This is a genomic window from bacterium (genome assembly GCA_026416715.1).
Taxonomy (GTDB): domain Bacteria; phylum UBP4; class UBA4092; order JAOAEQ01; family JAOAEQ01; genus JAOAEQ01.
Map to the genome: position 1 here is coordinate 23,301 of JAOAEQ010000018.1, position 22,767 is coordinate 46,067.

General features: G+C 41.3%; 21 protein-coding genes. 13 read left to right on the top strand and 8 right to left on the bottom strand.

All coding sequences use genetic code 11. The features are described from left to right. Positions 1-68: 68 nt before the first annotated feature. Positions 69-1,283, bottom strand: a complete 1,215-nt coding sequence (locus tag N3A72_08465; protein MCX7919620.1) for a 2,3-bisphosphoglycerate-independent phosphoglycerate mutase — start codon at positions 1,281-1,283, stop codon at positions 69-71. Between the two features lie 291 nt (positions 1,284-1,574). Between N3A72_08465 and N3A72_08470 the strand changes: the two genes are divergently transcribed. From N3A72_08470 to N3A72_08480, 3 genes are all read left to right on the top strand, one after another. Next, the gene (locus N3A72_08470) at positions 1,575-2,078 is read left to right on the top strand and encodes a rubrerythrin family protein (GenBank protein ID MCX7919621.1); all 504 of its coding nucleotides are present in this window, start codon (positions 1,575-1,577) and stop codon (positions 2,076-2,078) included. Positions 2,079-2,095: 17 nt separating this feature from the next. Beyond that, a complete protein-coding gene (locus tag N3A72_08475) occupies positions 2,096-3,607 on the top strand; it encodes a hypothetical protein (protein MCX7919622.1) in 1,512 nt (503 codons plus the stop codon). A gap of 110 nt (positions 3,608-3,717) precedes the next feature. Continuing rightward, on the top strand, positions 3,718-4,902 hold the full coding sequence (locus N3A72_08480; protein ID MCX7919623.1) for an FprA family A-type flavoprotein: 1,185 nt from the start codon (positions 3,718-3,720) through the stop codon (positions 4,900-4,902). Here the strand turns inward: N3A72_08480 and N3A72_08485 are convergent, their stop codons facing one another. Genes N3A72_08485 through N3A72_08505 form a run of 5 tightly spaced genes read right to left on the bottom strand, consistent with a single transcriptional unit; the run spans position 4,903 to position 8,183 of the window. After that, complete coding sequence (locus tag N3A72_08485) at positions 4,903-5,142, bottom strand: hypothetical protein (GenBank protein MCX7919624.1); 240 nt, start codon at positions 5,140-5,142, stop codon at positions 4,903-4,905. A 7-nt stretch (positions 5,143-5,149) separates the two neighbouring features. Then, positions 5,150-5,737, bottom strand: coding sequence for a hypothetical protein (locus N3A72_08490; protein MCX7919625.1), 588 nt, complete (start codon positions 5,735-5,737; stop codon positions 5,150-5,152). 37 nt (positions 5,738-5,774) lie between these two features. Further along, complete coding sequence (gene fmt / locus N3A72_08495; GenBank protein MCX7919626.1) at positions 5,775-6,725, bottom strand: methionyl-tRNA formyltransferase; 951 nt, start codon at positions 6,723-6,725, stop codon at positions 5,775-5,777. A 17-nt stretch (positions 6,726-6,742) separates the two neighbouring features. After that, complete coding sequence (def, locus tag N3A72_08500) at positions 6,743-7,282, bottom strand: peptide deformylase (protein ID MCX7919627.1); 540 nt, start codon at positions 7,280-7,282, stop codon at positions 6,743-6,745. 22 nt (positions 7,283-7,304) lie between these two features. Then, positions 7,305-8,183: a lysophospholipid acyltransferase family protein gene (locus N3A72_08505; protein ID MCX7919628.1), complete on the bottom strand. Its 879-nt coding sequence runs from the start codon at positions 8,181-8,183 to the stop codon at positions 7,305-7,307. 272 nt (positions 8,184-8,455) lie between these two features. Here N3A72_08505 and N3A72_08510 point away from each other — a divergent pair, with 272 nt between their 5' ends. Then, complete coding sequence (locus tag N3A72_08510) at positions 8,456-9,343, top strand: tyrosine recombinase XerC (GenBank protein ID MCX7919629.1); 888 nt, start codon at positions 8,456-8,458, stop codon at positions 9,341-9,343. Positions 9,344-9,496: 153 nt separating this feature from the next. On the opposite strand, the gene N3A72_08515 is transcribed toward N3A72_08510, so the two are convergent. Next, positions 9,497-10,774, bottom strand: a complete 1,278-nt coding sequence (locus N3A72_08515; protein ID MCX7919630.1) for a YkgJ family cysteine cluster protein — start codon at positions 10,772-10,774, stop codon at positions 9,497-9,499. Beyond that, entirely contained in the window at positions 10,771-11,358 is a 588-nt protein-coding gene (locus N3A72_08520; GenBank protein MCX7919631.1) for a 5-formyltetrahydrofolate cyclo-ligase, read from the bottom strand. Before N3A72_08520 ends, N3A72_08515 begins: the two co-directional genes overlap by 4 nt. A 55-nt stretch (positions 11,359-11,413) precedes the next feature. Here N3A72_08520 and N3A72_08525 point away from each other — a divergent pair, with 55 nt between their 5' ends. From N3A72_08525 to N3A72_08565, 9 genes are all read left to right on the top strand, one after another. Further along, the gene (locus N3A72_08525; GenBank protein ID MCX7919632.1) at positions 11,414-12,259 is read left to right on the top strand and encodes a right-handed parallel beta-helix repeat-containing protein; all 846 of its coding nucleotides are present in this window, start codon (positions 11,414-11,416) and stop codon (positions 12,257-12,259) included. Between the two features lie 187 nt (positions 12,260-12,446). Further along, the gene (locus tag N3A72_08530; protein ID MCX7919633.1) at positions 12,447-14,642 is read left to right on the top strand and encodes an N-acetylmuramoyl-L-alanine amidase; all 2,196 of its coding nucleotides are present in this window, start codon (positions 12,447-12,449) and stop codon (positions 14,640-14,642) included. A gap of 305 nt (positions 14,643-14,947) precedes the next feature. Continuing rightward, on the top strand, positions 14,948-16,825 hold the full coding sequence (locus N3A72_08535; GenBank protein MCX7919634.1) for a B12-binding domain-containing radical SAM protein: 1,878 nt from the start codon (positions 14,948-14,950) through the stop codon (positions 16,823-16,825). A gap of 98 nt (positions 16,826-16,923) precedes the next feature. Continuing rightward, on the top strand, positions 16,924-17,115 hold the full coding sequence (locus tag N3A72_08540) for a hypothetical protein (protein MCX7919635.1): 192 nt from the start codon (positions 16,924-16,926) through the stop codon (positions 17,113-17,115). A gap of 282 nt (positions 17,116-17,397) precedes the next feature. After that, positions 17,398-18,396, top strand: a complete 999-nt coding sequence (locus N3A72_08545) for a zinc-dependent alcohol dehydrogenase family protein (protein ID MCX7919636.1) — start codon at positions 17,398-17,400, stop codon at positions 18,394-18,396. Between the two features lie 102 nt (positions 18,397-18,498). Beyond that, positions 18,499-19,077: an indolepyruvate oxidoreductase subunit beta gene (locus N3A72_08550; GenBank protein MCX7919637.1), complete on the top strand. Its 579-nt coding sequence runs from the start codon at positions 18,499-18,501 to the stop codon at positions 19,075-19,077. 140 nt (positions 19,078-19,217) lie between these two features. Then, on the top strand, positions 19,218-19,382 hold the full coding sequence (locus tag N3A72_08555; GenBank protein MCX7919638.1) for a hypothetical protein: 165 nt from the start codon (positions 19,218-19,220) through the stop codon (positions 19,380-19,382). Positions 19,383-19,443: 61 nt separating this feature from the next. Continuing rightward, positions 19,444-21,024 (top strand): sodium:solute symporter family protein, encoded by a 1,581-nt coding sequence (locus N3A72_08560; GenBank protein MCX7919639.1) that lies wholly within the window; start codon positions 19,444-19,446, stop codon positions 21,022-21,024. 181 nt (positions 21,025-21,205) lie between these two features. Then, positions 21,206-22,726 (top strand): sodium:solute symporter family protein, encoded by a 1,521-nt coding sequence (locus tag N3A72_08565; protein ID MCX7919640.1) that lies wholly within the window; start codon positions 21,206-21,208, stop codon positions 22,724-22,726. Positions 22,727-22,767: the final 41 nt, after the last annotated feature.

Sequence of the window (22,767 nt, forward strand, 5' to 3'; positions counted from 1 at the left end):
CCGGAAAAGAAATTGTGGCACCAATTTTATGACGATGTCCTTTATCCGCATTCGTAATGGTTTAGGTATTACGCGCCGAATTTTTTCAGTTTTAATGCATGCGCTAACAATAATGGCATAACTTCCATTGAATTAATTCTGCCTAATCCACCAAGAGTCGAAAATTCTATTTCGCTAAAAGATTGAACGCGATCTATCCGAGCAGTTTTCGCATGGAGTAGAAATGGAACGGGATGCCACGAATGCGATTTCAGCGATGCGGGTGTTGAATGGTCGCCAGTAATTGCTAGTACATCGGGACGTAATGCTACAATTTCCGGTATAAGGTATTTATCCATATCTTCAATGACTTTTATTTTGTTTGTATAATTTCCATCTTCTCCATAAGAATCGGTTTTTTTGACATGGAAATAGAAAAAGTTGTATCGGGAATAATTCTCTTGCAATGTTTTTAATTCATCTTGCATAGTTTCGCCGGTTGGTATCACGGTCATTCCAACTAATTTCGCTAATCCACGATACATCGGATAAGTTGCAATAGCTGCTGCATTCAATTGATATAATTCTGACATGCTTGGAATTTGCGGTTTTGATGCGAATCCGCGAAGGAGTATGCCGTTGGCAGGATGTTCATTTTTCAATATTTCCGTTGCATAATGAATAAACTGATTGACCATAGTAGCGGTTCGTTCTGCTTCTGGGGCTGACGCCACAGCTGGTTTGGGTTTTACACCGATATTTTGCGGGTCGGTATCTGCTATTTCGCCGGAAAGTCCTTTCCCACGGAATATCACGACAAACCGATATTCCATTTCGGGTAGAACAAAAATTTGTACTCCGTCTATTTCCGGAATCGCAGTCTGTATCTTTCGACAAAGAGTTGCGCATGTTTCGGTTGGAATGCGGCCTGCACGACGGTCAGTAATTATACCCTCTGCATCTAACGAACAGAAATTTCCTCGCGTGGCTACATCACCGTCCATTAATTCAAATCCGATTCCTAAAGCGGAGAGAACCCCACGCCCAATTTGGTATGTTATAGGATCATATCCAAATAGGGATAAATGAGCTGGACCACTGCCCGGGGTTATACCAGGAGCTATCGGATCAGCTACTCCACAAACCGATTCTTTTGCCAACTTATCTAAATTTGGCGTATATGCCGCTTCAACTTCAGTTTTCCCATCAACGATTGGAATTCCACCTATTCCGTCAACAACTAATAAAATAATTTTTGACTCGGTCTGAGTAACCAATGATTGTAAAATATTTTGCCGTAGCATATATCTATCTCTCCTTTATTTTATTGATAACTTTATAACATAATTGTCATACCTATAAACATTAAGCTATATCGAAATCGGCTTTTAAAATGTCGTATTTTGTTACTTAAGTATATCAAAACATTGTCTTATGTAGCTATACATATGCAGGAGACATATAGGAATATCGCAAATAGGTAACTCCATTAAAAAAGATAAAATTAGTCCGATTTTTCTTGATAGTTCCATTTTATTAAGGTATAATAGGATATAATCAATACAGTTTAACCTTAAGAAAGGAGTATACGAGCTATGCGAAAAATGACGGAGAATAATCTTCACTCTGCTTTTGCAGGGGAAAGCCAAGCGCATATGCGCTATTTAATTTTTGCTGACATAGCGGAACATGCTGGTCGACCAAATTTGGCGCGATTGTTTCGCGCAATTGCATTTGCAGAACAAGTCCATGCCACCAATCATTTGAAAGAGTTGAAAGGTATAGGAGATTCATCAGTAAATTTGCAGGAAGCGATATCTGGGGAGACGTTTGAGGTTGAGGAAATGTATCCGGCATATCAAGCGGTAGCGAAATTGCAGGAAGAAAAAGGAGCGGTTCGGTCAACAACCTGGGCATTAGAAGCGGAAAAAGTGCATGCGATTATGTATCGAGAAGCAAAACAAGCAATTGACCGAAACGAAGATGCAGCTGTCGGAGATATCTATATTTGTTCCGTCTGTGGTTATACCGCTTCCGGAAAAGAAGTTGACGTCTGTCCGTTATGTGGTGCGAAAAAAGAAAAGTTTAAGAAATTCTAACATGAGAATCTATTAGTATGATAAATAACCTATTAGTCTTCTTTCTGTTGATCTCTATTCCCGTATGGGGTTACGGTTTTTCTAGCGGACCGCCGGATTATCGAACCGGTGCTCCAGGGGAGATGGACTGTCGCCAATGCCATACTTCATATCCGTTAAATTCGGGCGGTGGCATATTCCGCTTTGAAAATGTACCGAGTAGTTATGTAGGAAATGGTGTTTATCCGATAAATCTGCGTATTCTGCAGAGTGGTCAAACTCGGTGGGGTTTCGAGTTGAAATCAACCGCTGGAACGATTCTGGTTGCTGATACCGTAAACACGCAGTTATCCTCAGGTATATTCCTGAAACATACCGCTCCGGGAACGTTTGCGGGAACAAGCAGTGGCGCAGTATGGTCATTTCATTGGCAAGCACCGAATGATACGACTACGACCGTTCTCTTTTATGCTGCAGGGAACGCCGCAAACAATAACGGGAATTCATTTGGTGATTATATTTATACTACCGTAGCAACCACGGTTCGTGCTGTTCCCATAACGTATGTCAACCAATATGGTTCGTTTACTTCAAGTAGTGATACTACTCGGTGGTATTTCGAGAAATATGGCGATGCGATTAGTCCGGGAACATTGAGTTGGCTAAATAGTTTCGGGGGGCAAACCGGTGGTTTACTTAAGATAACGCAAACGCCGGGACAAAAAGCGAAATTAACGCAGATATTTACTGTAACCACCTCCGGTTGGTATACCGCACGAGCGAAATTCGCTACTGATATCGCCGATGTTTCCAAACAGCAGAAAGTATATTTATATCTTCAAGAGCTTGATAACAGCACAACAGTCGTAGCTACAGGGAATCAAGTTATTGCGTCAGGAAACGGTGGATTCGGTCAAGCGAGTGTATGGCGTTTTGTAACCATTTCATTTTATGTGCAGAATACCGTTTTAGCGGTGCAAGCAGTGGGCATTAATCCTAGTGTAAGTGGAATAACCTGTGGATTATATATAGATGAAATCTGGGTTGCTAGCGGTGAGGTGATTTCGCATTCGACCGTATCGTTAGCAAACAGTAGTTTTGACAATGGAACTTCCGGCTGGCTATTAGAAATATATGGCGATGGTGTTGGAACCGGAATATGGAGTCAACTCGGCAGTTGGTATGGACATACTGGCGTTCTTTTCGGGACACAGACTGCCAGCGAAAAAGCGAAGTTGAGTCAATTTATCAGTCTGTCAAGTATAACGACTACTTTTGTTTCAGTTTGGGTATATAGCGGAGCGACCTCGTTTAACCAAACGCAGAAAGTATATCTTTATCTCTATAGCAATGATAACGCATATAATAAGGTGATTGAAAGCGGAAACGCAATATTGCAACCGGGAAAATGGAACCCGAACCAATGGCGCCAAGTGCAGTTTGCCGTGGTTCCGAATACGCAACATAATGTTGTCCAAATCGTTAGTATTAACCCGGTGGGGAGACCGCCCGAATTAATTTTTTTTGATGAAATTATCCTGAGACAATAGAATAATAGAATATGGTCGAAACCAATATTTCAGCATAGATAACATAAGATTAATAAATATACAAAAGAACATTACATTAAACGAATGGTTCTAACGAAAGGTAATTGAATATGGTACAACCAATTCAGATTCAATCAAATCTTTATTGGGTAGGCGCATTTAATCCAGAATTGCGCTGGTTTGATGTTGTTCTCTATACCCCGCATGGAACAACGTATAATTCCTATTTAATACTAGATGAAAAAGTAGCGTTAATCGAATTAGTGCATGCGAAATTTACCGATACTTTAATTGATAACATAACATCGATTATTGAGTTATCAAAGCTAGACTATATTATCGTTAATCATACCGAAATGGACCATACCGGTGCGCTATCTCAATTATTGGAATTAGCGCCGAACGTGCAGGTGGTTTCAACGAAAACCGCAGCGAATTTCCTAAAGAAAATTGTTAATCGCGATTTCCATTCTCTTCCAGTAACAGATCAAAGTATCCTTGATTTAGGACAAAAGAAACTGAGGTTTATATCTGTTCCTTATTGGCATTGGCCTGATACAATGTTTACCTATCTCGTAGAAGATGCCATCTTATTCTCCTGTGATGGATTCGGCTGTCATTTCTGCGATGAACGGCTTTTCAACGATACCGTAGCTAATTTTGATGACGATTTCAAATATTATTACGACCATATCATGCGTCCTTTTAAACCGAAAATAGCTGCGGGAATTTCGAAAATCGCTGGGTTAGATATAACAATGATTTGTCCAAGTCACGGACCGATACTGAGAAGCAACCCCGAGAAATATATCCAATTATATACCGATTGGACAAAAGAAGTGCCCCCATCGGCGAAAAAGAGGATAGCGATTTTCTATGTTTCTGCGTATGGAAATACCCGCAACATGGCAGAGGTAATTGCTGCGGAAATAAATCAATCTGGAACTATCGAAGCAAAACTTATCAATGCTAAAGAAGCGGAGGTAGAGTTGCTCCGGAACGAATTAGAATCCGCTGATGGTTTCTTATTTGGTTCTCCTACTTTTATGGGTGATGCTGTTAAACCTATTTGGGATATCATCTCATTACTTCCTACTGTTGCCGTTCGAGGGAAACCGGTTGCTGTTTTCGGGTCATTCGGTTGGAGCGGTGAAGCAATACATCTACTTGAAGATAGATTGAAAGGATTAAAAATGAACATTACGCTTCCGGGGTTAAAAATTCATTTTGTTCCGAATCGAACTGAGCTCGAGCAATGTCGTGATTTCGCAAAAGCGTTTATCGCTTCTCTCTGATTAACCTTTCCGTGGGGATAAATCATTTTCTTTAATCAACCGTTCAATCGCTGCCCAAGTGTCGTTTATTTTTTCTTTTGAAATATGACTCAATTCGATGACCAGATTATTAGCATGTTTATTGATAGCGTAATTCGGTTGAATAAGAAAATGCTGGCTCATAAGGATAGAATGCATTTCGTCAACTGGAATGAAATTTAAATGGAATGTTTTTCGTTCGATAATCTTATTCATATTCATAATAAATTTATGCTAACTTCGATCGTTCCAGTTCTCGGGTCAATTTCCGCAGTTTCCGAGCGATATCTTCCAATTCTTTGAACGTCCGTTCTTGTTTGGAATTATACAATCGAGAAAACCATTCGCCACTCTCTTTCGTTAACGGAAATACTTCTTCAAAACGCAATTGGGTAATGGTAATGTTTGGGACAGGATGGTTTTCCCGTTTCAGACGGCCATCAATCCAAACGTCCCATATCGCATGGACATAGGTATAGTACCGTTCATAGATACCGCCGGATTCATAATGCTGTTTGAAATATTCGTAATTGAATTGGAATCGTGGATTTAATTCATCGTAGGTATGGGTTAATTCATGCCATAATAAGCGCAGGAGTCCATCTTTAGTCGTATACGTTGGGGCTAAATGAAATTCGATCTCTTGCAGACCACGGTATCGCCATTTTTTACGCAGCGTATCTTTTTCAACCGCTTTATCAATAATCCAGTGTGGTTTTAAGGAATGGAGTGGCCGATAATGATTTTTAATCTGTTGAATGGTTTCCGTAATCCATTGTTCGTCCTGCTCCGGATGGAATTCGATACCTAATGGCATAATTCCAAGGCTCCTTTATGCAGGAAATCATAATTTATTATACACCTAAATAGCTCCCTTCCGTCAACCGATATCCCCGTGCAAATTGAGCGGCGCTCATGATTTTCCCATTTTCCGGTTGAACCCGAAGAATCTGCACCGCAGTATTATTTCCTGTTTGCACGACAATTCCGCTCTCATCATGTTTGCCAACCAGAATAATTTTTCCTGCGGGCTCAGCTGGAGAACCAAGACCGACTTTGGCTAAATGAATCCGGAGCCGTTTTCCCTTTAGAAACGTAAACGCTCCTGGTGAAGGAGTTACGCCACGGATTAAATTAACAATCTCTCCTGCGGGTTTATTCCAATCAATACGCCCATCAGTATTAGTTAGTTTCGGAGCGTAAGTAGCTTCCTGATGATTTTGCGGAATACGTGGTGCAATTCCCATTTCAATTGCGTTTAACGTTTTCTGGAGAAGCGATCCACCGAGTTGCGCTAGTTTAACCGATAAACTGCCAGCATTATCTTCCGGAAGTATCGGAATTTTCTCCTGAAAAATGATATCTCCCTCATCCATATTCTCATTCATAAACATAGTTGTAACTCCAGTTTCTGTTTCCCCACGAATGAGTGCCCATTGGATCGGAGCAGCACCACGATATTTCGGCAGAAGTGACCCATGAACATTCACGCAACCATATTTCGGGATTTGTAATAGGGTAGGGGGAAGAATTTTCCCATAAGCAACAACTACAATAATCTCCGGATGTAATTCCATAATATGGTTGATAAATGTTTCGGATTTAATTGATTCTGGTGTTTCAACCGGTAATTGATGCTGTTGTGCAAACTGTTTTACCGGAGAAGGATGCAATTTTAATCCACGACCATAAGGACGATCAGGTTGAGTTATAACCGAGATGACGTGCTGATTCGATTGGATAATTGCGGCAAGAGAAGGAACCGCAAATGCTGATGTACCCAAGAAAATAATCCGCATAGACATAGCAAATATTATTATTCCTATGGTAATTTTTTGTGTTTTAACTTTGCTAAGGTTTCTTTTTTTAGTTTTTTCAATTTTCCCTCGATCATTTGTCGGTCAAATTGGCTCATTTTTTCAATAAACATAATTCCATTAACATGGTCAATTTCATGTTGAAATATCCGCGCTAACAATTCTTTTACGTCCAATTCTATTTGCTTACCATTAAGGTCTAATGCGCATATCCCAATAGAGATTGCCCGTTCAACATTTCCTTCTATTTCCGGGAAACTCAAACATCCTTCTTTTAGCCAGTTCGTTTTGTGCGAATAATAAATTATTTTCGGATTAATCAAGATAAAACGTTCTTTTTTTAACTGACCTCGAGAAGGGTCAACTACGACGATTTGATTATTGAACCCGACTTGATTTGCGGCGAGTCCAACTCCATCCAACGCATACATCGTTTCAAACATATCTTCAATCAACGCAATTTCTCTTCCGGTAATATTTTTAACGAGCGCAGTGGGTTTTTCTAGGATTGGATCTCCGTAATAATGAATTTTTAAAATCGCCATAATGTAATAATTGTAGCATATTTTATGTTGAGTTCGGTTGGGTTTTCCATCGCCTATGAAACCAGAAATATTGGTCTGGATATTTGCGGATATATGCCTCAAGTAATTTTGTTGCCGTTTGAGTTAACCGAAATATCTCGCTTTGTTCATCATGAGCTTCAGGATTTGGTAGCAGCGGTGGTTCAATATAAATGGTATGGTTCATATTGGATTCACGCACGATAAACATAGGTAAGATGGGGGTATTCGTTTTAACAGCAAATGCTGCTGCGCCACGGAAAGTGCTTGCCGATTTCCCAAAAAAATCAACAAAGATTCCATGATTTCGCGCGTCTTGATCAATGAGAAAAGCGAGAAGATAATTATACCGTAATGCTTTTATCATATCGCGTGCTGCATATTTTTTGGTAATAACTTCCATCCCAACCTTTTTTCTATTCTCAATCACTAACGTGTTGACCACCGAATTTCGTAATTCGCGAGCAAATACGATAACTTTATATTTCATTAACGTATGCACGGCACCCATTAATTCCCAATTATTGAAGTGGGCGGTGATGACAATTGCGCCTTTATTTGCCTGTAAAACAGAATCTAAATGTTCTTTCCCATGAAAACCGATGTGTTGCCGAACATAATCTTGTTGTAACACAGGAAACCGGATAAATTCGATTAATGTCATTCCAAAATTTTGATAGGTTCGTTTAGCAATATGTCGAATGTGCGTTTTCGATTTTTCCGCACCGAAAACAAATCGGAGATTTTCTAAGACAACTCTTCTCCGAATCCGAAGTATCGAATAACACAAATCACCTAATCGTCGCCCGATAAACAATCCGCAAGAAAGCGGTAGAATTTGCAATAATTTTGCAATGAATGAATAAATGAGTTTTTGCACCATAATGTTAAGCAACAATGAGAATGAGTGGAATAGTTATTGTAGCATAAAAACCGGATAGAATCTTGACATAATTGCATTTTTAACGTAATATAATTAGGGTATTTCAAGATGAAGCTATCATAACTTATTAAATTACAATATGTTATATAACACTAGCCTGAGCGTAACTTATTGCGTTAAAGATATATTTAACGCAATTATGGGTGGGTTGCGCAACAACCTGTGATAGCAAAGATTTATCTCAAATATATAAGAAATAAGCGGTAAAAAGTATGAGTAAGAGTCTGTTGAATTGTATAGAAGAGTTTAAATCTCATCTATCGGTAGAACGAAATCTTTCGCATAATACCGTTGCAGGTTATTCTCATGATTTAATGAAGTTCACCGCTTTCATGTTATCTAAATATGGAAAAGAACCGCTCGTAACCGAAATTACCACGCAAGATATTCGGGATTTTCTTGCTTATTTACAACAGAAACGACGGGTGAAAAGTTATGCGATATTTCGTAAAATTTCGTGTTTACGAACATTTTTCGCCTTTCTACTCAACGAAAAACACATAAAGATGAATCCGATGGAAACGATTCAAAGCCCGAAGCTAGCGAAAAAACTACCGGTGTATTTGACGCAAGATGAATTAAAAAAGCTACTTTCTGCTCCAAATATAAACGACCCCATAGGCATTAGGGATTTAGCGATTTTAACCTTATTCAGCTATACAGGAATGCGATTAAGTGAACTGGTTCATTTGAATCTGCAAGATGTGAATTTACAAGAGCGGTTTGTTCGCGTTATGGGTAAAGGGTCAAAAGAACGAATTATTCCTTTAGTTGCGCCTGTCATCAAGGTTTTAAGCGACTATCTGGATATTCGACCATTCGTTGACAATGACGCATTATTTTTGAGTAGCTTGAAAAAAAGAATATCACCGCGAATGGTTCAGTATTTAGTCAATAAATATCGGATTAAAGCTGGCATTTCGCAGGAAAAGTTTAGTCCGCATAAACTTCGGCATACCTTTGCGACCATGCTGCATGGGAAAGATGTTGATTTGATTGATATTCAGGCACTTTTAGGTCATTCTTCTGTAGCTACCACCCAAATTTATACCCATACGAACCCTAAAAAACTTCAAAAAGCAGTTGAAAAATTGATATAATATTTTAATAATATCAATAGTTTATATTAATCTTACCGATATTTTTTATCTACAAAAAACGATGTTAAACTTGAAACGGTAAAGAACGAAACCGTTCGGTATCGTTGCGATCGATCCTACCCTAAAACAGGAAACATTTCATTTCATTTTATTTTATTGAATGACAATTTGTGGGAAATACGGCTGGAGATATAATCGGTCAATTAATAATGTAATATAGGGACTTACGGTAAATAATCGGCTGAATTGGGCATGCAGAACAAGTTGTGTATCTAACTTAGCTGATGCAAATTGGACATCGGTCAATACAACCTGAGCGCGATTATCCGCAGCTGCGGCTGATTTAGCAATGAGTTTGCCGAGCGCATACACTGCGAGTAAGGTATGGTAGCCTCGGTAGACGCCGTGAATCGGGAGGAGTGTTTTCCGAAATATCATATGCGTATAGTAGCGGCGTAAATAGTCTGCCAGTTCAGGAGATTGGATATCGAATCGGATTGGAGTGACCAGTTCCCATCTGATTTTTTTCCCGTCGGTTATCAGCGGAGAAATGGTTCCCCTACCCTTACGATATTTGAAATAGTTTTTGTAAAGGTTGAATACCAAGGCGAACCGATTCTGTTTCTGAGCAACAAATTCTATCCAAGTAATAAACGGAGCTAAATAGGCGCGAGACGTTTTTTTCGCTTTTTTGATTTTCAGCGCGATATCAAAAATATGTCGGAATTTTTCGAGTTGTAATTTATTCAATCCGCTAAGAACAGTTTCATTTGGTTTTTTATTTTCTTTTTGGGCAATGAGTTCAACCTGTTTTAAACTCACGCAAACGTTGATTAATATACTTCCGGCAATCAGAGCGGTTTCTAAGGAATATGCGGTATCATTCAATATCTGGAGTAAACACGATTCGAGCTGTTTATATTCTTGCCAAGATATGGTCATTCCGGAATACAGCGTTATTGGTTCGTCAATTTTTTCAATCCGATAGTGGTTGGGATATATTGTTTCGAGTTCAGTGATATGCTGGTCGAGAGTTGTTCCGAGTTGTTTACTGACCGCAGTACATGCAAATGATACGCCGACAACGATTCCATCCGGTGTTTTTACAAAATGGTACGGAAACTCTTTACATACCTGCGCTTTGGTATCGAAGCCGAATGAGACATGAATCTGGCATCGGTTATCAGGAAGTAAAAAGATACATGCCTGATTCTGAACTCGACTGAAGGTATACCGTTCTCCAGTGAGTAATGGTTTCGGTAGAAGTTGGAATAATTGGCGCGATGCGAGTTCCGGCTGTTTTTCAGTCCAATCTAACTCTATCAAACGTCTATACGAAGTATCATCAATGCCAATCAGCCAATTAGTTCGGCAGCATTGACCGCACTGGATGCATTGATATTTAACCGAGTTTGAGATAATATAGTTCATGTCCGTTTTGCCATACGGCAGTGGTAAATCGTATCTTCTGTGATAATGAGATGAACGGGAACGTCGGATTCTGTGCGTGGCAGGGTTTGAACAATCTGTTCTTTATATGCCAAACCGATAGTGGTTATCGTGGGTGAAAGAATTCGGAGGAAGTTATCGTAATATCCCCGTCCATGTCCGATACGATTTCCGGAAATATCGAACGCGATCCCAGGAACAATAACCAGGTCTAATTCTTTCGGGTCGGCTAACCGTATACATTCTGGTTTCGGTTCTAATATGTTGTAGGTGTTCGGCGACAGATCTTGGTCAAAATCGACCAGTTCGCTTATCCATAGCGTGCGTTCCTGGGGACGAGTGAACGGAACGAAAACCTTTTTTTGATATTCTAAAGAAAACTTGATTAGTTGATGCGTATATACTTCATTATTATAGGAGACGTAAAACAGTATCCGTTTTGCGCGCCGAAATTCTGATAAGGTAAATAAGCGAATCCCGATGTATTCACTCCGTTTAATCACTTCGTTCCAGGATAATGATTTTCGCCAGGCAAGTAATTGTTTTCGCAATTCACTTTTTTCCATAATCTATGTTACCCTATATTATTCAATTCCACATTCCAAATGGAAAAGACGACTCATGCAATCGCTTAAATATATTACCATAGCATCAGTTCGTTTAGTGATATTTTTTAGTGGAGTGATATTGCTCATCGGTTGTGGAGAATTATTAGACAAGAAAACAGAGATTGTTACCGGTATTACAAGCGATACTGTTTGGGGTCGAGCGCAATCACCATATTTTCTCCGAGGAGATATTCTCATTCCAGCGCAGACAACGTTAACGATTGAACCCGGAGTCGTTGTTATGTTCAGCGGGAATAATAAACTGAAAATAGAAGGAACCTTGATAGCGAACGGCGCAGCTTCAGCTCCAATTATATTTCGACAAGCCGGGAAATATTATATCTCCGGATACTATGGACTAGTTTTTGCAAATAAATACTCGGGGAAGAAATCAATGATCTCGCATTGTCTTATTACGCAAGCGCGATTCGCGATATATTGCGATGGAGATTCGCCCGACATCAGTTATTGCATCATTACGGGGAACAATGTCGGAGTGCATTTGTGGAATAGCAATGCGGTCATTTCGCACAACCGCATCAGCGATAATATTGAACATGGAGTGTATATCGGCTCGATGCAACCTACGGTAACCGATAATCGAATCATCCATAATGGCAGCGGTATTATCTGCGCGTATGCGCCGAATCCGGTGATTCGAAACAACGATATCTATGGAAATCGGGCATATGATTTCGTCTTGGCAAAAACGGAATCTGATATCATCGCAATCAATAACTGGTGGGGTAGCACTGATGAAATGTTTATCCGAAAAAAGATTTTCGATAAACAGCACGATGGTTCTTTAGGAAATGTAATGATTATTCCACTATCGCAATCGTGTTTTCATCCAGAATAACCGCAGGTCAATGCAGGGCAGAATTCCGCAGCGGAACGAGTACATTGCACCGGATGCAATTCGTTTTTTGCTTTCGGACATTGTATCGTTTCGAGTTGCAACGCAGGAGAATTTGCGGTTATCCCATCAGAGTGGAGTTTTGCCTTTTGTCCAGAATACCTATGTAATTTAAGATAAGGAGTGGTGAATGATGAATAGAAAACAAAACTGGTTAGGGTTAATAAGTTTAGCTTGGGTGTTAGTTGCATCCGGATTTTCATTTTCTCAAGCTGCGTTCTGGCGATCGATAGAATCGGTAACGGATAATACCGTTATGGATATGATGCCATCGATTACTTTCGATACCAGCGGAAACGTTCTGATTACTTGCCATGAAATCATTCCGAACCGTAAATATGATATTTTCCTGTTCGAACAGAACGGAACCACTGGTTGGACTAAAACCAATTTAACCAATACCGATTTAATCAGCGATTATTATTCCGTGGTTCAATGCGATTCGAACAATACTGTGCATGTTTTTTTCTTAAGTCGAGTATCAACTCGCAATAATCAGCTGTATTTGCATTATCTTTCACGAAGCAACGGGGTATGGTCTGCGGTAACCTGCCTTACGGAAACCAAACCGTGGAATGCGCCGGAATCAAAACCTGCGGTCGTAATTGATAACCGCGATACCATACATGTGGTATTCCATGATGACAGTGGAAAATTGCTCTATCTCAAAAAAACTAAACACGGTTGGGAACCGTTGGTGCAAATTCCCACGGCAACCGATTCGATTAATTGGTCGCCAACCATCGCGATTGATAACGATGACATCCTGCATATTGTTTACCTAGGAGGTGTAGATGCGCAGTATCGGTTAATGCATTTAACCCGAACTGAAGGAATTCGTAATCCGGTGTGGTCGAAAGCGGAAGAAATTGTACCGGCATATTGGCAGCCATGGCATCCGCATCTGGCGATTGCGCCGGACGGAACATTAACCGTAGTGTTTGCCTGTGATACACAACTCCAACAGAACATCGGTTGGATTCGAGGTACATCTGGTAAATGGCAGGAACCGGAACGAATTATGGTCAGTGAAGCGTGGTATGATTTACCGAATATCGCCATAGATAGGAAGGGAACCGCATATCTGGTGTATCACGGTGGTCTTGGTGGAAATGAGGGACCGTATGAAATCTATTGTACAACCAGGCTCGGTCATCAATGGATACCTGCGACCCGAATAACCAATAATAATATTTTTGAATATGCACCTACGATTGCGATTGATAAACGAGGGTACCTCCATCTTGTTTGGTATGGATTCGATGGAATTGATACCGAAATATATTATACGAAAACCACTTTGCCCGTAGCCGAACTCGATTCTGCAACCAGAGCGCGATTCTTTTCCGAGCAACCACACTATACCGAATTCACCACGCATACCAAACGGGTTCTTCCGCCGGTAGATTTACAGTATATTCCTGCATGTGCAACTACGCTTACGGGGAAAAGAATCTGTATCAGTCCGGGGCATGGTGGATTAGCGTATCTTTCTGAATATAAAATTGGTGCAACGTTATACCGAGAATCGGAAATGAATCTAAAAGTAGCGGAAGAACTCCGGAAATATTTAGAGACCGTTGGTGCGACGGTATATATGTGTCGAACAACGGATATTGATGTTCCGTTAGCTGAACGGCCGAAATTAGCTAATGAACAAAATTGCGATTTGTTTATTTCGGTGCATCATAATAGTTATGATTTTTACACCAACTATGTTTCATTCTATTTCCATGGAGAACCGGAACGTGAACCGGTCAGTGTTGATTTATGCCGCTATTTAAGTCAGGAGTTAGCCGCGTTGATGAATATACCAAACCAAGGGGCGATGTCGGATTATTATTCATATTGGAACGCTGGCTATGCCGAGCTTCGTGGGTTAAAAGGGAGACCGGGCGTGCTCGGTGAAGGGTCGCATTACTACTGTTTTACTGAAGAAGAGATGCTGCGCAACCTCGATTATCTGCGACGCGAAGCGTATGCATATTTTATTGCATTAGTGAAATATTTTTCCGCACCGCAACCGGTGGCAATCCTGCTCGAGCCGAATTCTGCGGTTCCGCTCCGCGAGTCCAGACCGCGAATAAGCATTCAACTCGATGACGGCGTTGCGGATACTGTTTATAAAATCATTCCGAGCAGTATTCAGATGAAACTGGATGGACAACCAGTGGTAGCCGCGTATCATTGGCGAGACGGGATATTAACCTATCAACCGAACGAAGCGTTAAGTCCAGGTGCTCATACCATCGAACTTCATTTCGCTAATTATGATAAAATCAATGCGAAATCAACGTTTACGTTCACCATTCTCTCCGAACCATAACCAAACAACTATTATGGTTCTAAATATTCATCGAGAATATGCGTTTGCAATTCGGTTATGGTAACTCCTGTAACGGTAACCGGTGCGATAGCGGTGTGATGGTCGAAGGTAACCGTATAGGTGTTTGGTTTGATATGCGGGATATCGTAATATCCATCCGGTGAACTTACTCCGACGTATTTGACTTCTCCATATTCTTTAACGTTAATAATCGCGTCCCAAAACTAAAGAGCTTGCAGAGATAAAATGATTTTTATTATTTATTTTGGTATCTTAGGATTTTTATCCTATGGTATAATTATCGCGTGAAGAAAATAATCTTTATCGAACCGAAATCTCCTGCATCGCATATCTTCAGTTTCGCAGCCATACCACGTCTCGGTAGTATTCTGTTAGCCACGATTCTTAAACAGAAGGGATACGATGTCCGAGTGTATATTGAAGATATGATACCAGTTGATTATTCGGACGTTGTTACCGCAGAGGTAATCGGAATCTCAACCATAACCTCAACCGCACCACGGGCTTATCTGATTGCGGATACCATTCGTAAGTTGAATCCCCATATCCCGATTGTGTTCGGCGGGTCACATCCATCTTTCCTCCCGGAAGAGGCATTAGCGCATGGCGATTATGTCGTTCGAGGTGAAGGCGAGCGAACGTTTTCTGAATTGATTGCTGCGTTAGAAACTAAGACGAACCTCGACTCTATCGCCGGTCTTTCTTACCGCATCGGAACCGAAGTCGTTCATACTCCAGCGCGACCGTTCCTAACGAACCTCGATGAAAATCCGATTATTGATTATTCGGTTATCCCGAATTGGAACCTGAACCGTAAACTGATTACCTTATCTACCTCGCGGGGCTGTCCATACCACTGTAAGTTTTGTTCCGTCATTCCGATGTTTGGCAATCGATATCGGTTCCATTCAATTGACCACGTCATCCGAGAGATAAAAACCTATCAGGGTATCGTTGGTCATATATTTTTTGCAGATGATAATTTTACCGCACTTAAAGAACGAACGAAAGCATTACTGCGGCAACTCCGCAAGGAAAACATCTCTATTGAATGGAGCGCACAGGTTCGTGCGGATACGGCGGATGATACAGAGTTACTTGATCTGATGCACCAAACCGGATGCTTTGCGGTGTTTATTGGATTCGAATCGATTAATCCGCAAACATTAGCGTATTATGATAAACACCAAACTATACAAGATATTCGAAGAAGTATAGATGCTTTTCATCAAAGAAATATCTATATCCATGGGATGTTTGTTCTTGGTTCAGATTATGATACAGTTGATACGATTCGCAAGACTACCAAATTCGCAAGAAAACTCGATATCGATTCCGTTCAATTCATGAACTTAACGCCTCTGCCGGGAACGCAAACCTATCAAGAACTCCGGGCGCAAAATCGAATTATCAATTTCGATTGGTCAAAATATGATGCGCACCATGTCGTCTTTGAACCGAACTTGATGACCGCGTATGAACTGCAACAGGAAACGTATCGGGCAATGCGGAAATTTTATTCGTGGTGGTCAATCGTATCACGGGTGCTACGGTTCGACTTCTTCTATGCAGGGATAAAACTGTATGGGAAACGAACGATCCGAAAAGCCCGCAAATCACAGCGCGCATATTCTCTTGTTCTCAAACAAAAACTCCTAGAACAGAGAACTCGGTTGAAATCATATCTGCCGGAATCATACAAGGTTAATCGCGTAGGGATTCCCGCAAATATGCTGGAAGGAAAATATCGGTCGTTTCTCCTAGCATATTTGAAGAAACTTGGCGTGAAGGTTATCCTGGCGAACAGTGAACCGGAAACAAACCCTGCACAGACGCAACAACCATCGAGCATACCGCAAACCACCATCGCCCAAATTCAATCGGAGTTACTTCGACTCAAAGATACCGTTGATATCGTCCTTGTGCCGTATATCAATGATTTAACGATTGTTACCGGCGAACTATGGAAAAAAAGAGATGCGCTCACGAAACTATGGCTGCAAGAAGTTCGGAATACTCAGAAAACCGTTTATCTGGTTGTCGAACTGAACATCGAATCATTGGCGCAATCGTGTTCCGAACTCGGACTATTACTCAAGAGAAAACTTCGTAAAGGACTTAAAGCATATCGTTACGCACAACCTTATTTGCAGACGCAATGAGTACTCTTGAAATCTTGTTCTATCGGATAATGAGAAGTTGGTAGCTTTGGTTCAGGGCGATTGGGATTAGCCCAGCATGAAATGCTGCAACTTAGGTTGTGACCAAATCGTTAGTGCCGAATGACTCTTCCCGACCTTTAGGTCGGGGAGAGATGGTGGTACGGTTTGTCGGGCTTCAGCCCAGAACCCGTCATCGGTTTCATTCTGGGTTAAAACCCGTCGGCGCTGACCATTCAATCGTCCCTGACGGGACTAGGGGATACGGTGGTTTCATCGTAACCGAGCCATGAATGGCTGAGCTAGAATTAATCATCCCTTCGGGATTAACCAGAAGTATAAACACGGAAGCAAAGCTTCCGAAAGACAGAGCGAAAGCAGAGTTTTTGCAGTCCAAAGCCCAGCATAAAATGCTGGGCTAATCCGCCTGTAGTAGCGCCGCCAGTTTGGCGGTAAACCATCAATCGCTTCCGAACGGCAAATCGTCCCGAAAAATTTTAGGACGCGCAGGCAAAAGGTTTCGATTACGCATATGAAAATTGACCCTGAATCGTAAGGATATTCTCAGTGCAATTATGCTCGCAATGGTATTACACCAAACAGCACCAATTGAATCCGCTCCGTTACTCTTGCAAGAGTTTCCCGTTCCCGAACCACGGCAGAATGAAATTAGGATTCGAGTTCATACTTGTGGAATTTGCCATACCGATTTACATTGTATCGAAGGTGAATTACCCCCACCACAATTGCCGATAATTCCCGGTCATCAGATTGTCGGCGTAGTGGATAAAATCGGTGATTCTGTAAGCCGATTCAAATGTGGTGTTCGAGTCGGAGTGCCGTGGTTATATTCGACGTGCGGAACCTGTTGCTACTGTCAAATGGGTTCCGAAAATCTTTGCGATTCCGCCCAGTTCACCGGATTCAACGTTCATGGTGGCTATGCGGAATATATGGTAGTTCCCGCAGAGTTCGCCTACCCGATACCGGAAACATTTTCGGATATCGAAGCTGCACCGCTGTTCTGCAGCGGAGTGATTGGATTTCGCGCGTTCAAATTGAGTAACATTCAACCGGGCGGAACTTTAGGATTATTTGGATTCGGTTCTTCCGCACATATCGTATTGCAAATCGCTAAATTATACCATTGCAAGGTGTTCGTATTTACCCGAAGTAAACAAAATCAAGAGTTCGCTAGAACACGTGGCGCTGATTGGGTTGGTCGAGCTGAAGATATCCCGCCAAGTTCGCTCGATAGTATCATCATTTTTGCGCCGGTAGGCACACTGGTTCAACCTGCATTGCGTGTTCTCAGAAAAGGCGGAACAGTCGCGTTAGCGGGGATCTATATGACGCCTATTCCGGAATTAGCATATCCCCTACTCTATCACGAACGAATGATTCGAACGGTAGCAAATAGCACGCGCACTGACGTTACCGATTTCCTTACGTTAGCTGCAGAAATTCCGATTAAACCACAAACTACCGTGTTTCCCTTAGCGCAAGCGAACCTTGCGTTATACCAACTCAAACAGAGTAGCATCCAAGGAACAGGGGTCTTGCAGATACCATAAATAGGATTAAGATTACCGTTCAGTATTTTTTTATGGTATACTTTTTTTGTTTACATGGAAAGAACCAATCTATCGTAATCTTAATAATAAGGAAACTAAACTATGGAAACTACAAGCATATTGTTTGCCGGGGTCGGCGGGCAAGGAATTATTTTAGCGAGTCAAATTGTTGCGCAGGTAGCATTTTCAGTTGGGTATGTCGCAAAGGAAAGCGAAATTCATGGCATGGCGCAACGTGGCGGAAGTGTTGTCAGTCATGTTCGATTTGGAAAAGAGGTTTATTCGCCATTGATTCCTAAAGGGAATGCAGATTATCTCGTTGCGCTGGAAGCATTGGAAGGATTACGAAATATCGATTATGTAAAACCGACCGCAACCATCATTTTCAATACACGACGCGTTATCCCAGCGACCGCTAACCCGGGAAAAATACCGTATCCGGAAAATGTATTGCAGCAATTGATAAAATCAGGATTCCACACCATCGAGGTAAATGCATCGGGGCTGGCGCAGAATCTTGGCAGCCAGCGAGTTGAAAATATCATTCTCCTCGGTGCATTATCCCGATTTCTTCTGTTTCCAGTGGAAGCATGGGAACGCGTTATCGCTTCAAATGTTCCGCCGAAAACTATCGAACTGAATCTCGCCGCTTTCGCTCAGGGTAGACTCGCTATACAGTGAGTTCCGATCAATCGTGAACCAATGATCGTGTTTTACCATTTTCTACTTGACAAGAATTATGGCAACCATTATAATGTCATACCTTTCTTAATCAAAATAAATCATTGGTACCGTTTGGTACCACGAAGGAGGAAAAGGGTATGCTTGGATTTGGCGATATCTGGGTGCTCGGTGCATATGTTCTCTGTATAGCGAGTACGGCACTCTGCGTTATTTATGGTTTAATGCATTGGAACGATGAAGAAGAAATGATGCCACCGACTCATCCGAAAGATGAAGACCTCGAGTTTGAAGAAACCGTTTAAAATGAAGGGATATCATTTAATCCTATAACAATCTTGGGTGTAAACGAGGAGGAAGCGCAAAATGAATTTCACTATTTTAACCATAGTCGTTGGGGCGTATGTATTAATCGTAGCATATCTCGGTTGGCTAGGATACCGCAAGACGAAAAGTGCTGCGGATTATCTTGTTGCCGGTCGAGAAATTCATCCGGTGTTAATGGCATTAGCTTACGGCAGTACCTTTATCAGTACATCAGCAATCGTCGGATTCGGTGGTGCTGCCGGAATGTTTGGAATGGGATTACTATGGTTAACGATGTTAAATATTTTTATGGGTATTTTTATTGCGTTTGTTTTTTTCGGTAAACCGACACGACGAATTGGTGCTCAACTCGATGCGCATACCTTCCCTGAATTGTTAGGCAGACGATTCCAATCGAGATTCATTCAAGGTTTCGCTGGATTAACCATTGCGGTCTTAATGCCGTTATATGCCGCTGCAGTGATGATTGGCGGCGCGCGCTTCGTCGAAGTTCAACTGCATTTGAATTATCAAGTTGCATTGTTTGTTTTCGCTGCGGTCGTAGTCGCGTATGTCTTTTTCGGCGGATTAAAAGGTGTGGTATATACCGATGCATTTCAAGGTGGGTTAATGTTTGTTGGTATGTTGATTTTGTTAATCGCAACGTATTCGAAAGTGGGGTGGTTTAGTGCACATCAGGCGTTAACCGATTTAGCGGTGAAAGTTCCGCCACCATTAATCGAACAGGGACATCGCGGATGGACAGCGATGCCCTATTTTAATACACCACTGTGGTGGACGTTAGTTTCAACGATTATTATGGGTGTGGGTATTGGCGTTCTCGCCCAACCGCAACTCTGTGTCCGATATATGACGGTGAAAAGTGGAAAAGAACTGAACCGAGCGCTGGTTCCTGGCGGGATATTCATTTTAATGATGACTGGAGTTGCGTTTGTCGTCGGTGCATTAACCAACCTATATTTTTGGCAAACGCAAGGGAAAATATCGCTGGCGATGGTCATCGATGAAGTAACGAAAAAACCTAATATCGATAAAATAATACCGACCTATATCAGTATGGCGATGCCAGAATGGTTCGGTTACCTTTTCCTAGTCACATTACTCGCGGCGGCAATGTCAACGTTGAGCGGTCAATTCCATGCTATTGGAACTTCAATCGGACGCGACTTCTTCCAACAAGCGATTAATAAAGGAAAACATCAAGAACAAACGGTATTAATTGCCAAACTCGGGATATTTATCGCATTCGTTATAACGGTAATCTTATCGTATAACCTTGGGGGAAGTATTATTGCCATTGCGACTTCGCTCTTTTTCGGAATGTGTGCGGTCGTATTTCTGCCGGCATATATTTCCGCATTATATTGGAAAAAAGCAACCCGAAAAGGTGTTATTGCGGGGATGGTTGTCGGGTTAATAGTTTGGGCGTTCTGGGTCTTCTTTATGCACGAAAAGGAATCAGCGGCGCTGCAGCTATGTAATTGGTTATTTAACAAACCGAGTCTCGTTACGAAAACCACTTGGGCGGTGGTTGACCCGATTGTTATTGCGTTACCTATTTCTGCACTCGTAACTTATCTCGGTTCTTTAATTACCTATCGTAACGAAACCGCAAAATAACCAAATGAGGAGGTGTGTATGTTCGGATTACCAATAAGTACCTTTGTAACGTTTTTCATTATTTGCCCTTTTCTTATTCTAGCATGGTTGTTGTGGTGGGGCGTTAGTTTTAAAGAATAATGATTCGGTCGAAAACCAAATTCAATCCCGTAACTATTTCGAATCAGAAAGGAACAATGATATGGTAAGTGTTGGTGGGTTAATAGTAATAGTGTTCTATTTTGTACTTTTGCTTTTCATTGGAGCAGCAGCGAGCGCTAAAATTAAAACGTCGTCAGATTATCTTGTTGCAGGGAGAACATTAGGATTCTGGATGTTCGTTATGCTCGTTCTCGGTTCCGTGGTTAGCGGAATGACCTTGTTAGGGGTTGCCGGTTTGGGAAGTACTGGCGGCTGGCCAACCTTCTGGGAACAATTATTCGTTCCGTTAACGTGCGGTGTGATGATTATTTTATACGGATATAAAATCTATCAAGTATGTCAGAAAAATAACTTTCATACGGTACAGGATTATCTCGCCTATCGGTTTGAAAGCCCGAAAGCGGTTCGGTCAATCGCCTCATTAGCCGTGGTGGTAACTTCGTTAATCTATTTAGTCGGTCAATACGATGCAATTTCAATCGTTCTGCGATCTATTTTAAATATTACGCAAATACAAGCATTACTGCTCGGTGTATTTATCGTGGTAATTTATGTATTACTGGGTGGACTCTATGCGGTCGCATGGACTAACCTATTTCAGGGGATTATCATCATTATTGGAGTATTGATAATGGCTCCGCTGGTTATCAATGCCGCTGGTGGTTTAACCGTTATCAATCAGACTTTGGCAGCTAAAGACCCGAATTTAGTCCAAATTGCTTTTCCACAAGCGCCACCGTATGCAAAATATGCTGTTTTTACTCCGCTATTCATTATCTCGTGGTTTTTCTTATTAGCGTTCGGGCTTGGTTCGGCTCCACATATTATAAACAACGTTATTGCGGTTAAAGATAAAAAACTGTTCCGCTGGTCGCCGTTGGTTATCGTAGGGTTATATTTAATCATTATGTATTTAATAAAAATCACTGGGATGGCGGTCGGTACATTGGTTGAAACGGGAAAACTCACGTTAACGCGACCGGACGATGCGTTTATAGCCGGCGTTAGATATGCAATGCCAAGCGAATTCGTATGGTCGTTTTTTGCAGTGGTGGTTCTCGCCGCAGTAATGTCAACTACCGATCGACTCCTTTTAGTAATCGGATCAGCGTTTGGTTGGGATTTCTATAAACAACTATTTAATAAAGATGCTACCCATAAACAGATTACTCTGGTGAGTCGCATTGCGGTTCTCGTATTCGGAACTATAAGCTTTGTCCTCGCTTTAATGCGAACTGACCAACTGCTCGCTTGGTTAATCTGGATGGGAATAGGAATTATGTTATCAACGTTTGTTACCCCAATATTATTTGGTTTGTATTGGAAAGGGGCAACGAAACAAGGAGCAATTTGGTCGATGATTGCTGGGTTCGTGAGTGCGTTTATTTTCGGTGGAATTCATCAATGGGTGAAAAAATTGCCGATGCATTATAGTTTCTATAGTTTCGTTATATCAATTGTGGTTATGCTTGTCGTAAGTTTATTAACGAAAAAACCTTCAAAAGAACTACTCGATGCATCGTTAACCGGCGGATTTATTCGTGGTAAAAATAATCAATAAATTTATGAGAGAAAGGCAGGTGAACTATACAATCCTAGTTT

Bases quoted from the DNA above. Each gene is read 5' to 3' on its own strand.
- N3A72_08465 (MCX7919620.1), bottom strand. From the start codon at position 1,283: ATGCTACGGCAAAATATTTTACAATCATTGGTTACTCAGACCGAGTCA.
- N3A72_08470 (MCX7919621.1), top strand. From the start codon at position 1,575: ATGCGAAAAATGACGGAGAATAATCTTCACTCTGCTTTTGCAGGGGAA.
- N3A72_08475 (MCX7919622.1), top strand. From the start codon at position 2,096: ATGATAAATAACCTATTAGTCTTCTTTCTGTTGATCTCTATTCCCGTA.
- N3A72_08480 (MCX7919623.1), top strand. From the start codon at position 3,718: ATGGTACAACCAATTCAGATTCAATCAAATCTTTATTGGGTAGGCGCA.
- N3A72_08485 (MCX7919624.1), bottom strand. From the start codon at position 5,142: ATGAATATGAATAAGATTATCGAACGAAAAACATTCCATTTAAATTTC.
- N3A72_08490 (MCX7919625.1), bottom strand. From the start codon at position 5,737: ATGCCATTAGGTATCGAATTCCATCCGGAGCAGGACGAACAATGGATT.
- fmt (MCX7919626.1), bottom strand. From the start codon at position 6,725: ATGTCTATGCGGATTATTTTCTTGGGTACATCAGCATTTGCGGTTCCT.
- def (MCX7919627.1), bottom strand. From the start codon at position 7,282: ATGGCGATTTTAAAAATTCATTATTACGGAGATCCAATCCTAGAAAAA.
- N3A72_08505 (MCX7919628.1), bottom strand. From the start codon at position 8,183: ATGGTGCAAAAACTCATTTATTCATTCATTGCAAAATTATTGCAAATT.
- N3A72_08510 (MCX7919629.1), top strand. From the start codon at position 8,456: ATGAGTAAGAGTCTGTTGAATTGTATAGAAGAGTTTAAATCTCATCTA.
- N3A72_08515 (MCX7919630.1), bottom strand. From the start codon at position 10,774: ATGAACTATATTATCTCAAACTCGGTTAAATATCAATGCATCCAGTGC.
- N3A72_08520 (MCX7919631.1), bottom strand. From the start codon at position 11,358: ATGGAAAAAAGTGAATTGCGAAAACAATTACTTGCCTGGCGAAAATCA.
- N3A72_08525 (MCX7919632.1), top strand. From the start codon at position 11,414: ATGCAATCGCTTAAATATATTACCATAGCATCAGTTCGTTTAGTGATA.
- N3A72_08530 (MCX7919633.1), top strand. From the start codon at position 12,447: ATGATGAATAGAAAACAAAACTGGTTAGGGTTAATAAGTTTAGCTTGG.
- N3A72_08545 (MCX7919636.1), top strand. From the start codon at position 17,398: ATGCTCGCAATGGTATTACACCAAACAGCACCAATTGAATCCGCTCCG.
- N3A72_08550 (MCX7919637.1), top strand. From the start codon at position 18,499: ATGGAAACTACAAGCATATTGTTTGCCGGGGTCGGCGGGCAAGGAATT.
- N3A72_08555 (MCX7919638.1), top strand. From the start codon at position 19,218: ATGCTTGGATTTGGCGATATCTGGGTGCTCGGTGCATATGTTCTCTGT.
- N3A72_08560 (MCX7919639.1), top strand. From the start codon at position 19,444: ATGAATTTCACTATTTTAACCATAGTCGTTGGGGCGTATGTATTAATC.
- N3A72_08565 (MCX7919640.1), top strand. From the start codon at position 21,206: ATGGTAAGTGTTGGTGGGTTAATAGTAATAGTGTTCTATTTTGTACTT.